Origin of the sequence: Rahnella inusitata (genome assembly GCF_003263515.1) — a bacterium.
GTDB lineage: Bacteria > Pseudomonadota > Gammaproteobacteria > Enterobacterales > Enterobacteriaceae > Rahnella > Rahnella inusitata.
Genome location: NZ_JYDE01000042.1, coordinates 18140 through 30118, shown reverse-complemented (window position 1 = coordinate 30118; position 11979 = coordinate 18140). Strand labels below are relative to the sequence as shown.

12 protein-coding genes are annotated in these 11979 nt (G+C 54.3%); 11 read left to right on the top strand and 1 reads right to left on the bottom strand.

Annotated features, from left to right (window positions below; genetic code table 11):
• Window positions 1-125 precede the first annotated feature (125 nt).
• From TU92_RS20425 to TU92_RS20405, 5 genes are all read left to right on the top strand, one after another.
• The gene (locus TU92_RS20425; protein WP_112168993.1) at window positions 126-341 is read left to right on the top strand and encodes a YbfA family protein; all 216 of its coding nucleotides are present in this window, start codon (window positions 126-128) and stop codon (window positions 339-341) included.
• Window positions 342-523: 182 nt separating this feature from the next.
• Window positions 524-1477 carry a YbgA family protein gene (locus TU92_RS20420; protein WP_112168992.1) on the top strand — a complete coding sequence of 318 codons (954 nt, stop codon included), beginning with the start codon at window positions 524-526 and terminating at the stop codon, window positions 1475-1477.
• A gap of 10 nt (window positions 1478-1487) precedes the next feature.
• Window positions 1488-2918: a deoxyribodipyrimidine photo-lyase gene (gene phrB, locus TU92_RS20415; RefSeq protein ID WP_112168991.1), complete on the top strand. Its 1431-nt coding sequence runs from the start codon at window positions 1488-1490 to the stop codon at window positions 2916-2918.
• Window positions 2919-2953: 35 nt separating this feature from the next.
• The gene (locus TU92_RS20410; protein WP_112168990.1) at window positions 2954-3934 is read left to right on the top strand and encodes an MBL fold metallo-hydrolase; all 981 of its coding nucleotides are present in this window, start codon (window positions 2954-2956) and stop codon (window positions 3932-3934) included.
• Window positions 3935-3958: 24 nt separating this feature from the next.
• The gene (locus TU92_RS20405) at window positions 3959-4702 is read left to right on the top strand and encodes a type 2 GTP cyclohydrolase I (RefSeq protein WP_112168989.1); all 744 of its coding nucleotides are present in this window, start codon (window positions 3959-3961) and stop codon (window positions 4700-4702) included.
• A gap of 116 nt (window positions 4703-4818) precedes the next feature.
• On the opposite strand, the gene TU92_RS20400 is transcribed toward TU92_RS20405, so the two are convergent.
• Window positions 4819-6207: an MFS transporter gene (locus TU92_RS20400; RefSeq protein ID WP_425272536.1), complete on the bottom strand. Its 1389-nt coding sequence runs from the start codon at window positions 6205-6207 to the stop codon at window positions 4819-4821.
• Window positions 6208-6496: 289 nt separating this feature from the next.
• Here TU92_RS20400 and pxpB point away from each other — a divergent pair, with 289 nt between their 5' ends.
• From pxpB to TU92_RS20370, 6 genes are all read left to right on the top strand, one after another.
• Entirely contained in the window at window positions 6497-7162 is a 666-nt protein-coding gene (pxpB, locus tag TU92_RS20395; RefSeq protein WP_112168987.1) for a 5-oxoprolinase subunit PxpB, read from the top strand.
• Complete coding sequence (gene pxpC / locus TU92_RS20390) at window positions 7156-8085, top strand: 5-oxoprolinase subunit PxpC (RefSeq protein ID WP_112168986.1); 930 nt, start codon at window positions 7156-7158, stop codon at window positions 8083-8085. The genes pxpB and pxpC overlap by 7 nt, the downstream gene beginning before the upstream one ends.
• Complete coding sequence (gene pxpA / locus TU92_RS20385; protein ID WP_112168985.1) at window positions 8075-8809, top strand: 5-oxoprolinase subunit PxpA; 735 nt, start codon at window positions 8075-8077, stop codon at window positions 8807-8809. Before pxpC ends, pxpA begins: the two co-directional genes overlap by 11 nt.
• Window positions 8810-8864: 55 nt before the next feature.
• The gene (gene pcp, locus TU92_RS20380) at window positions 8865-9515 is read left to right on the top strand and encodes a pyroglutamyl-peptidase I (protein WP_112168984.1); all 651 of its coding nucleotides are present in this window, start codon (window positions 8865-8867) and stop codon (window positions 9513-9515) included.
• The gene (gene nei / locus TU92_RS20375; RefSeq protein ID WP_112168983.1) at window positions 9515-10309 is read left to right on the top strand and encodes an endonuclease VIII; all 795 of its coding nucleotides are present in this window, start codon (window positions 9515-9517) and stop codon (window positions 10307-10309) included. The genes pcp and nei overlap by 1 nt, the downstream gene beginning before the upstream one ends.
• Window positions 10310-10460: 151 nt before the next feature.
• Window positions 10461-11906 (top strand): CBM96 family carbohydrate-binding protein, encoded by a 1446-nt coding sequence (locus TU92_RS20370; protein ID WP_112168982.1) that lies wholly within the window; start codon window positions 10461-10463, stop codon window positions 11904-11906.
• Window positions 11907-11979: the final 73 nt, after the last annotated feature.

The window sequence follows — 11979 nt, the reverse complement described above, 5'->3', positions numbered from 1 at the left end:
GTGGAAAATGGCGAAAATTTACACTTTAAAGTGGTCAGATGAGTGGTAAAATTTCAGCAATTGCCGTAAAATTTTTCACAACTTCCAGTTTCCATAAACTTTCCAAATTTCACAGGAGCAACGCGATGAAAGCTACGTCTGATTACACGCCTTACACCATGACCCGTATTTTGGCCCGCCGCGCTTTTGTGCTGGCCGCCGGTCTTCTCGCCTTACCGGTCATGCTGTTCCGCGCCGATCGCGCCCGTTTTTACAGCTATTTACACCGCGTCTGGATGAAGACCAGCGATAAACCGGTCTGGTTGGCACATGCTGAAATGGCAACACAAGATTTCTACTGATTTGTGAACTGAATCGATTTAACACACAGCCTTTTTAAACCCCGTCCTCCAGACGGGGTTTTTTATTGCCCTTTCGGAAAACCTGTACAACATTATTTTTATGTATAACTTATACTGAGTAATACATGAGAGTGATGAATCACTGACACTCCCTTTTTTCACTTCAACGTCGGGAGCTGACAATGACAAAAACAATCCCTATCGGCATCAGCGCATGCCTGCTGGGCGACAAAGTCCGCTTCGATGGCGGCCACAAGCGGTACGCCTTTGCCGTAGAGCAGCTGGCGCCTTATGTTCGCTTCGAACCGATCTGTCCGGAAATGGCTATCGGACTGCCAACACCGCGCCCGGCATTGCGGCTGGTCAGAATGGACGAAGGCGTCGCGATGCGCTTCAGCAATGATGAAACCATCGATATCACTGAAAAAATGCAGAGCTACGCTGAAAAGCGCGTCGCGCCGTTAACGCAGCTTTGTGGTTATATCGTCTGCGCCAAATCTCCGAGCTGCGGCATGGAACGCGTGCGGGTTTACAGCGCCAACGGCAAAGATGCCAAGAAGAGTGGCGTGGGTATCTATACCGCCGAGCTGATGAAACAGCATCCATGGCTGCCCGTGGAAGAAGACGGGCGGCTGAACGATCCGGTCATTCGCGAGAATTTTGTCGAGCGCGTATTTACCCTTTTCGAGCTGAATCAGCTGCGTGAAAGCGGCCTGACACGCGGCAAACTGATGGCGTTCCACAGCCGTTACAAACTCTCTTTACTGGCGCATTCGCAGCCGGCATACCGGGAACTGGGGCGTTTTGTCGCCGCGATGGCCGAATGGACATCGCTGGAAGATTATTTCGTCGAATATCGCCAGCGGCTGATGACTCTGCTTAATCACAAAGCCACCCGACGTAATCACACCAATGTGCTGATGCATGTGCAGGGCTATTTCCGTAAACAGCTCACTTCTGCACAGCGTCAGGAACTGGCGGGGCTTATCGACCGCTATCGTCAGGGAATGCAGCCGCTTCTGGCCCCAATCACGTTGCTCAAACATTACATGTCCGAATACCCGGATGCGTATCTGGCCGATCAGCGATATTTCGAGCCCTACCCGGAAGCTCTGCGCTTGCGTTACGGACACTAAAGGGAATGTTATGACCACGCATTTAGTCTGGTTTCGCAATGACTTACGTATTACCGACAACCGCGCGCTGCACGCCGCCTGTGAGGATCCGCAGGCGCGGGTGATCGCTCTCTTTATCGCCACGCCTGAACAGTGGAAACAGCATGAAATGGCACCGCGTCAGGCGGCGTTTATTTATCAGCATCTTCAGTCGCTACAACATTCTCTGGCGGAACGCGGGATCCCGCTGCATTACCATCAGTGTGATGACTTCGCGGCAAGTGTGAACTGGATGAAAGGTTTCTGCGAAACGGAAACGGTGGATGCGATTTTTTACAATAAACAGTATGAAATCAATGAGCGTCTGCGCGATGACGCGCTGGAAAAAGCCGTCGGCGCGGACGTTTTATGCCACGCATTTGACGACAGCCTGCTGCTGCCACCGGGATCGGTTACCACCGGCAATAACGAGATGTACAAAGTCTACACGCCGTTTCGTCGTGCCTTTTTATCCCGCCTGACGGAATCCGACAGCCGCTCCCTGCCCGCACCAAAAGCGCGAGAGCATGGGCAGAAAACGGTGATGCATAAGCTGATGCCGTTCGATTATCCGCTGGAAAACATCGACGAGAATTTTGCTGTCGGCGAAGACGCGGCGCGCAATCAGTTGCGCAGTTTTTGCCGTGAGCAGGTGCAGGATTATCTTCAGCAGCGCGATTTACCCGCCGTTGATGGCACCAGTTCGCTCTCGCCCTATCTGGCGATTGGCGTGCTTTCGCCACGTCAGTGTTTCAACCGGCTGCGCACCGAATGCCCTGACGTGCTCGACAGAACTGACGGCGGCGCGTTTGGCTGGTTGAACGAGCTAATCTGGCGCGAGTTTTACCGGCACCTGATCGTCGCATGGCCGAAACTCTGCAAACATCAGCCGTTTGTCGGCTGGACCGACGGCGTGCACTGGCGGCACGCGCCGGAAGAGTTACAGGCGTGGAAAGAGGGGAAAACAGGCTATCCGATAGTCGATGCGGCGATGCGCCAGCTCAACGCCACCGGCTGGATGCACAACCGTCTGCGCATGATCGTCGCCAGTTTTCTGGTGAAGGATTTGCTGATCAACTGGCGCGAAGGCGAACGCTATTTTATGTCGCAGTTGCTCGACGGCGATCTGGCCGCCAACAACGGCGGCTGGCAGTGGGGCGCGTCGACAGGGACCGACGCCGCACCGTATTTCCGCATTTTCAATCCGACAACGCAGGGCGAACGCTTTGACAAAGCGGGACGATTTATCAAGGCCTGGATCCCTGAACTGTCGGACGTGCCGGAAAAAGACATACACACACCGCATCGCTGGGCGGAAAAACAGCATCGCGTGCTAGACTACCCGTTGCCGATCATTGATCACGCAAGGGCACGCAAAGACACGCTTGCGGCGTTTGAGGCGGCAAAAAACCGGTCAGACTGACCTTTTTGCTAATCACCACGACAAGGAGCGATGTGATGAAAAAACACCTGCTGGCGCTGATGCTGGCGTGCTGGGCGAGCCAGGCCGTGGCGGCCTTTGATGTGGTCGCACTGGGTGTCAACGGTGGCGTTGAGGAAGGAAATCTGACGTCATATCTGGTGCGCAGTGACGATCAAAAACTGTATCTCGGGCTGGACGCCGGTTCCGTATTGCCGGGCATCCGTAAAGGGCTGGAGAAAGGCAGTTTCCCCGAAGTGACGACTGAAAATGCCGCCCCCAACACTGGGCAGGGCGCGGTATTTCGCAACCTGATCGGCGGCTACTTTATCAGCCACGGTCATCTCGACCATCTGGCCGGGCTGATCATCAGCTCGCCCGAAGACACCAAAAAACCGATTTATGGCACCGCCGACACCATCGGCACGCTGCGTCAGCATTACTTCAATGGCCGCGTCTGGCCGAACTTTACCGATTCAGGCAGCGGCCTGCGTATCGGCACTTATCGCCTGAACTTACAGCGTCCGGATCAGCGATTCTCCCTTGGCCTTACCGGTCTCGATGGCCGCATTTACCCGCTCAGCCACGGCGGTACGCCTTCGAGCATGATTCTGGTCAGCCGCAATAATCAGTCCTTCGCCTTCTTTGGCGATACCGGCCCGGATGAGGTCGAGAAATCAAAAAATCTCGACGCCGTCTGGCGCGTGCTCGGCGATGAAATCAAAGCAAAACGCCTGAAGGGGCTTATCATCGAAACCTCTTATCCCGATGACGTACCCGACAGCAAACTGTTCGGCCATCTCACGCCGCACTGGCTGCTGAAAGAGCTTGGCAATTTGCAACAATACGCCGGTGGTGAAGGGGCGCTGAAAGACCTGACGGTGATCATCAGCCACGTGAAACCCAGCCTGAAAGCCGGTGCGGACCCCGAAAAAGAGATCATGCAGCAGCTGGAGAAAGGCAATAATTTGGGCGTGAAGTTTGTGCGGATGCAGCAGGGTGATAAATTAACGTTTTGATAAGCCATTCTACCGGGAATAACCATGAATAATCTCCAGCTTGAAGCCCTGATAAACCAGAAACTGGATGTCACTAATTTCCATGATTACGCGCCTAACGGCCTGCAGGTCGAGGGGCGTCGTAATGTGCAGCGCGTGGTCACCGGGGTGACCGCCTCTCAGGATCTGCTGGATGCCGCGATTGCCGTCGAAGCTGACGCAATTTTGGTGCATCACGGTTACTTCTGGAAGAACGAACCGGCGGTTGTTCGTGGCATGAAGCGCAACCGGCTAAAAGCCCTGCTGGTGAATGATATCAATTTGTATGGCTACCATTTACCGCTCGATGCGCACCCTGTTCTCGGTAACAACGCGCAGCTTGCCGAGTTATTTGGCATTGCTGTACAGGGGGAAGTCATGCCGCTGGTGCCTTACGGCGAGCTCGAAAAGCCGTTATCCGGCGAAGAATTACGTCAGCGAATTGAAGTGATTTTAGATCGCAAAGTGCTGCACAGCGCGCAAGGCGGGCCGGAAGAAATTCGTCGCATCGCCTGGTGCTCCGGCGGCGGTCAGGGCTTCATTCAGCAGGCGGCAGAGTTTGGCGTGGATGCATTCATCAGCGGCGAAGTCTCAGAGCAAACTATCCACATCGCCCGCGAAATGGGGCTGCATTTCTATGCCGCTGGCCATCACGCCACCGAACGTTATGGCGTGAAAGCTTTAGGCGAATGGCTTGAGTCAGAGCATGGGTTAGATGTGATGTTCATCGACATCGATAACCCGGCTTAGGGCCATCTTATTTACCCTGTTGAATCCGGGCAGTGCTCCTGACAGTCGCGTACAGTAAGTATGCTCCTGTCCCTGCGCACTGTCCGAATCCACAAGGGCTGCAACGATGACGCCCCTCACTTTTGTAACGTCTTATCTGAGCTTTCTTCCGGCACGCTGTCTTCAAGCAATGTAAATGCCCGCTGCAAGCCGGTATCCACTTCGGGGTCTGCACCCTGCGGCGGATACGGGCTTTCTTCCTCTTCTTCTGTCACTTCGCTTTCTTCTACCGCCGGTTCTGTGACGTTTTCTGGCGCAGGCATCGTTTCCTGAATCATTTGCTCGTCAAAGGCCGGGTTCAGTGCAGGCGACAGCGGTGAACTGCTCAGACTGTCCGGCATAGCGATGTGCGGCAGAGGCGCATCGACTGCCATCACCGTTTCTTCTTCTTTCGCCGAGGTCCGGCTGAGCGCAACGATTGCCGCTCCGCACAGGGCGAAAAAGGCATACAGAATATTGCCACCGAGCGGTTCCATCAGCGCACCCACCGCCAGCGGACCGATACAGGCACCGACGCCAAACGCCATCAGCAGACAGGCGGAAAGCGAGACGCGGCGCTCCGGTTCAATCATGTCATTGGCGAGTGCGACCACCAGCGGATACAGCGTGAACTGCATCAGGCTGACGACAAAACCGATGCCGAGCAGCACGGGGAAAGAAATATGCGTGAGCAACGCCAGCGGCAGGGCGGCGACCGCCAGCAGGATCGCGTTGATGCGCATCAGCATGTTTCGGTTATAGCGATCTGACAGCCAGCTCAGCGGAAACTGCGCCAGCAGCCCGGCGAAGATCGCCATCGCCATAAACAGACCGGTTTGCTGAGTGGTCAGCGATTGCTGGCTGGTGTAAATCGGCGCCATCCCGTAAAAAGAACCGACCACCATGCCGATGACCAGCGTTATCGCCAGCACCTTAGGGATTGCACCGATAAAGAATTTAAGCTCCATCGGCGCCGGGGACATATGGCCAACGTTGGTACGCGTCGTCAGCGCGATGGGGACCAGGCAGAGCGCGAAACACAGCGCGATCATGATGAGCGTACTGACGCCAAGGCCGCTGTCGAGCATCAAAACGACCTGACCGAGCGACATCCCGAGGTATGACGCCACCATGTAAAATCCGAAAACCACGCCGCGCTGATTGGCCTCGGCCTGATCGTTCAGCCAGCTTTCCAGCACCATGTATTGCACCATCATGCACAGACCGATGATCAGCCGGAGCACCACCCAGACGGGAATAATATCAGTCAGGCCGTGCCCCAGAACGGCGGCGGTAATGATGCCGGAGCAGGAGACGTAGGCGCGAATGTGGCCGACGCGGGCGATCAGGATATGGCCGACTTTACCGCCGATCACCAGCCCGATGTAGTTGGCGGCGATAATCGCCCCGATCATCGCGCCGCTGACGTGTATCGCCGACAGTCGCAGGGAAATGTAAGTGGTGAGCAGGCCGGAACCGAGCAGCATCAGTAATGTGGTGGTATAAAGCGGAAAAAAGAGTGCTAAAGGTTTTCTCACGGGCTGTCCCTTTCATTTTGTAAATACTGCGTTATCCAAACGCTAAAAAACTGCAACACCTCTGAGAGTAGCAGGTGCGGGCGATGGGCGAAACCTTCGCCGCCCTTTGGTCGTCTTTGACAAGTTGACATCCTCTGTCGCTTTCCCGCATAACTACCCTTAATCTACATACCCTTATCGGGACATTGAGTTCATGAATAACTCAATGATCCACAACCCTTCTTTGAGGAGTGTCTGAGTGCAACGAGCACGATGTTACCTGCTGGGTGAACGCGCGGTAGTGCTGGAACTGGAACCGCCTGTGACGCTGGCCAGCCAGCAGCGGATCTGGGGTCTGACCCAACGTTTACAGGATCGCGCGGCCTATCCCGGCGTTCGCGAAGTCATTCCCGGTATGAATAATCTGACGGTCTTACTCACCGATGCGCAAAGCTCCGCGCTGGACGCAATTGAGCGCCTGCAAACCTGGTGGGAAGAGAGCGAAGCCATTGAACCGGTTTCCCGACTGATTGAAATCCCGGTTATCTACGGCGGTGAGCAGGGGCCGGATCTGGAGAGCGTCGCCCGCCATACGGGGATGACGCCACGTGAGGTGGTCGGATGCCATTCGGGTATCGATTACACCGTCTATTTCCTCGGTTTCCAGCCCGGCTTCCCGTACCTCGGCGGAATGCCGGAGCAACTGGCTATGCCACGCCATGGTGAACCGCGGCTTTCCGTACCCGCGGGTTCCGTTGGCATCGGCGGTAGCCAGACCGGTATCTATCCGCTGGCCACACCCGGCGGCTGGCAGCTGATCGGGCAGACGCCGCTGGCGATGTTTGATCCCACGCGTTCATCCCCGACCTTATTATTACCCGGTGACCACGTGCGCTTTGTGCCACAGAAGGAGGGCGTATGCTGAAGGTTTTACGCGCAGGGATGTTTACGACGGTGCAGGATTTAGGCCGCAACGGTTACCGCCAGCAGGGGGTCAGCCATTCCGGCGCGCTGGATGCGCCAGCTTTGCGCATCGCCAATCTGCTGGCCGGCAATGATGAGAACGCCGCCGGGCTGGAGATTACTCTCGGGCAGTTCAGCGCCGAGTTTCATCGCGAAGGCTGGATGGCGCTGACCGGCGCAGGATGCCACGCGCAACTCGACGGCAAAGATGTCTGGACCGGATGGCGCTACGCCGTGAAGCCGGGTCAGGTGCTCACCATGAAAACACCGACGCGAGGAATGCGCAGTTATCTGGCGATTTCTGGCGGGATCGACGTGCCCGAAGTGATGGGCTCGCGCAGCACCGATCTGAAAGCAAAATTCGGCGGTTACAACGGGCGTCCGCTTCAGGACGGCGATGTGTTGCCCACCGGTGACAGTTTCCATATGCCAAAAAGCGCAGGCGGCATCAAACAACTGCTGTTTGGTAATCGTATCCGCGCCATACCGGGGCCGGAGTATCAGGAGTTCAGCGCCGAAGCGCGTGATGCCTTCTGGCGTGCGTCGTGGCAACTGAGCCCGCAAAGTAACCGCATGGGTTATCGCCTGCACGGCCACGCGCTGAAACGGGAAACCGACCGCGAGATGCTTTCTCATGGCCTGTTACCGGGCGTGGTGCAGGTGCCGCACGGCGGTCAGCCGATTGTATTGATGGCCGATGCCCAGACCACCGGCGGTTATCCGCGTATTGCCTGCGTGATCGAAGCCGATCTCTACAATCTGGCGCAAATCCGCCTGGGGGAACCGGTGCATTTCGTGAAATGTACGCTGGAGGAGGCGCAGAAAGCTTTGCGGGAGCAATCACTGTTTATTGAACAGATCAAGCGGGGGCTGTATGAGCGTTGATCTCAACGCCGATCTCGGTGAAGGCTGTGCCAATGACGAGGCGCTGTTGCAACTGGTCAGTTCCGCCAATATCGCCTGCGGCTTTCACGCCGGAGACGCGCAGACGATGCAGCAATCAGTGCGCTGGGCGCTGAAGTATGACGTGGCGATTGGCGCGCACCCGAGTTTTCCCGATCGCGAAAACTTCGGTCGTACCGCCATGCAGTTGCCGCCGGAAACCGTTTATGCGCAGGTGGTCTATCAGCTCGGCGCACTGGCGGCCATCACCCGTGCCGAAGGCGCAAAGATGGTGCACGTCAAGCCGCACGGGATGTTGTATAACCAGGCGGCGACCGATACGCAATTGGCTGACGCTATTGCCCGCGCAGTCTGCGACGTCGACCCGACGCTGCGTCTGGTGGGTCTGGCGGGCAGCGAGCTTATCCGCGCCGGTGAGCGGTACGGGCTGGCAACGCGGCAGGAAGTGTTTGCTGACCGCCGCTATTTGAGCAACGGTTCGCTGGTACCGCGCAGTCAGCCCGATGCAATGATCGACACCGATGAACAGGCGCTGGAACAGACACTGGCGATGGTGCAACAACAAAAAGTGCTCAGTCGCGAAGGCGTCTGGGTTCCGGTTCAGGCCGATACCGTCTGCCTGCATGGTGACGGTGAGCACGCCCTGACATTTGCCAAAAAACTGCGCGAGGCATTTGGTGAGCAGGGGATTGAAATCCGATCATAATTACCTCATAGCTAACAGATGAGATATCAGTCTTGCCCTACAACAAGGATCTATCATGCGTAAAGTCTTAGTGACCGGTTTCGACCCGTTTGGCGGCGAGCGTGTCAATCCGTCGTGGGAAGTGGTGAAATTACTGGGTGATCTGGAACTGTCGGGCGCGCAGATTGTAGTGCGGCAGCTGCCTTGCGTGTTTGGTAAAGCGATTGACGCGCTGAATGCGGCGATTGATGAAGTGCATCCGGAAATGGTGCTGTGCGTCGGTCAGGCTGGCGGGCGCAGTGATTTCAGCGTTGAGCGTGTGGCAATCAATATTGATGATGCGCGGATCCCAGATAACGAGGGCAATGAGCCGGTGGATGCACCTATTGTTGCCGACGGCCCGGCGGCCTATTTTTCTTCGCTGCCGATCAAAACCATCGTGAACGGCTTGCGCGAATCGGGTATTCCGGCGTCAGTGTCGCAAACGGCGGGCACTTATGTGTGCAATCACGTGATGTACGGGCTGATGCACCGGCTGGCACATCCTTCGTGCAGCGTGGTGAAAGGCGGCTTTATCCATATTCCTTATCTGCCTGAACAAGCCGCGAAACATCCCGGCGAGCCAAGTATGTCAGTACACACTGTGCTCAATGCTCTTGAACTGACTATCGCCATTGCCCTGCATACTGAGCAGGATCTGCGAATTGCCGAGGGTGCGACTCACTGATGCCTGAAGGTCCTGAAATTCGCCGCGCGGCCGATTTACTGGTGCGCGCGGTCGTCAATAAACCGCTCACGGATGTCTGGTTTGCTTTCCCCTCATTGAAACCTTACCAGTCGGCTCTGCGTGGTACGAAAATCACGGCGATTGAAACGCGCGGTAAAGCACTGCTGACCCACTTCTCCAACGGCCTGACGCTTTACAGCCACAATCAACTTTATGGCGTCTGGCGGGTAGTGAAGGGCGGTGAAACACCGAAAGAAACCAAACGTTCGCTGCGGGTGCAGTTGCAGACTACCGATGCGGCGATCCTGTTGTACAGCGCGTCTGAAATCGGGATTTATGATACGGCGGAAATAGAAAATCATCCGTTCCTGCAACGTATCGGCCCGGATGTGCTGGACGAAACGCTGACGGTCGCGCAGGTACGTGAGCGGTTACTCTCGCCTAAATTCCGTAACCGGCAACTGGGTGGTATGTTGCTCAATCAGGCGTTTCTTGCTGGTCTTGGAAACTATCTGCGGGCAGAGATTCTCTGGCTGGCGAAACTGCTGCCGGAACACAAGCCGAAAGAGTTGAACGAAACAGAGCTGGATGCGCTGGCCGATGCCTGTTTGTCTGTGGCGCGATTATCCTACGCCACGCGCGGCACTATGGATGAAAATGTGCATCACGGCGCGTTGTTCCGGTTTAAGGTTTTTGGCCGCACGGGCAAACCCTGCGAGCGTTGCGGCGACCCCATCGTCAAAAGCAGCGTGTCATCGCGGCCATTTTTCTGGTGCCCGGTGTGTCAGGTGTAAGTGAGTTATTTTTATGATTAATAAAAATTATAAGAAATGATATTTGTGTGCATATTTCAGGCGTATTAACGCCAGTGCTTATTATATGCTTTTTAAATTGCAGGTAAGTTTGCAATAGGTGTAATAATTGATTTTACTGGCGAGGTTTCCCATGAATAAATACAAAGCAGGCTTATTTGTCTCTCTTTGTTGTACAGGTATCGTACCCTTTATGGCGCAGGCTGATGATTATCAGACCAGCGTTCAGTGCGCTTATCACCACACTTTAGGTGATGACGCTATTTTAATGTTTGGTATGCCTAATCACGCGATGTGGCATGATTTTTTTGGTAATACGTCTACGGACGCATCCACAACATATGAAACACTACAAAATAAACCTGCCACAACCTGTACCGATTTAGCCGATTCCTCAGCTTATTGGGCACCCTCATTAAGATTACCTGATGGCACAGAAGTGCGACCACTCTATCAGAAGACGTATTATCAAACTGCGGGCAGTAAAGCAAATCCGTTAATACCGTTCCCGGCGGGTTTACAGCTTTTAGCCGGTGACCATAAAGGTACTACACAAAACCCGCGTATTAGTTTTTTATGTAATGACGGTACGGGTTACAGCCAAAGTGACCAGCGTACATGTAAACAGCCTGCAGACGGCAGCACTCTGCAATTTAATATCGGCATTCAATTTCCCAACTGCTGGGATGGTAAGAATATCGCGGCAAAACCGTCAGGCTCCCCCCGCAAACCGAATGCCGTGTATTCAGATGATAACGGCGTCTGCCCGGCTGACTACCCCAAACATATTCCTACCGTTAACATGAATATTGCCTATCAGTTTCCAGGCGCTACCTCTCTGGATTTGAGAACGGTTCAGTTATCTCTGGATCCGATCATGGAAGGGGAAAAGCGTATTGATCAATGGGGGACACTCTATACCGCGCATGGTGATTTTATTAATGGCTGGGCACCTGATGCTGCAAAATTCATGACAGAACGCTGCATGAATAATAACTATGATTGTACAAGCTATATGCCATATACCTATCTTGATACCAGCGCTGATACTTATGTCAGTAATAAAGAGGAGAGTGATAAAAACTTTGGCGACAGTCAGCAGTTGTTAGTTCAGGGTGATACCTCAAATTCTGCGGAAGCGGGTAATGATGAAAAAATCACATTGTTGAAATTTAAAATCCCCGCACTACCTACTAACTATCCGGACTCACAGTTAGCCTTATTTAAATATAACGTGCATCTTTTTGGCGGAAGAAGTACATCAACCGGCGCGCAGATGATTTATATTTATCCGACGACAACTGACTGGGACGAAAAGAGTGTGACATGGAATACCAGGCCGGTGTGTAACTATAAATCCTATGCAGGGTTATATCTTGATGAAGCACAGAGGTATCGTGATATTGATGTGACCAGTATAGTGAAACAGGCGCAGCAGCAAGGGCAAACGGAAATCGCATTTTGCCTCAGTGGTGACTCGAAGAAAAAAGGGGATATATATACGTTCAGTGCTAGGGAAAATGAACATTACCCTTCACAATTGACGATCTACGGTGCACAGGAACAACAATACCAATAATTGCTGAAACAGTCGTAAATAAAAGCGCCAGCATAAATGCTGGCGCTTTGGATTATAGTGAAAAAAGAAGAGA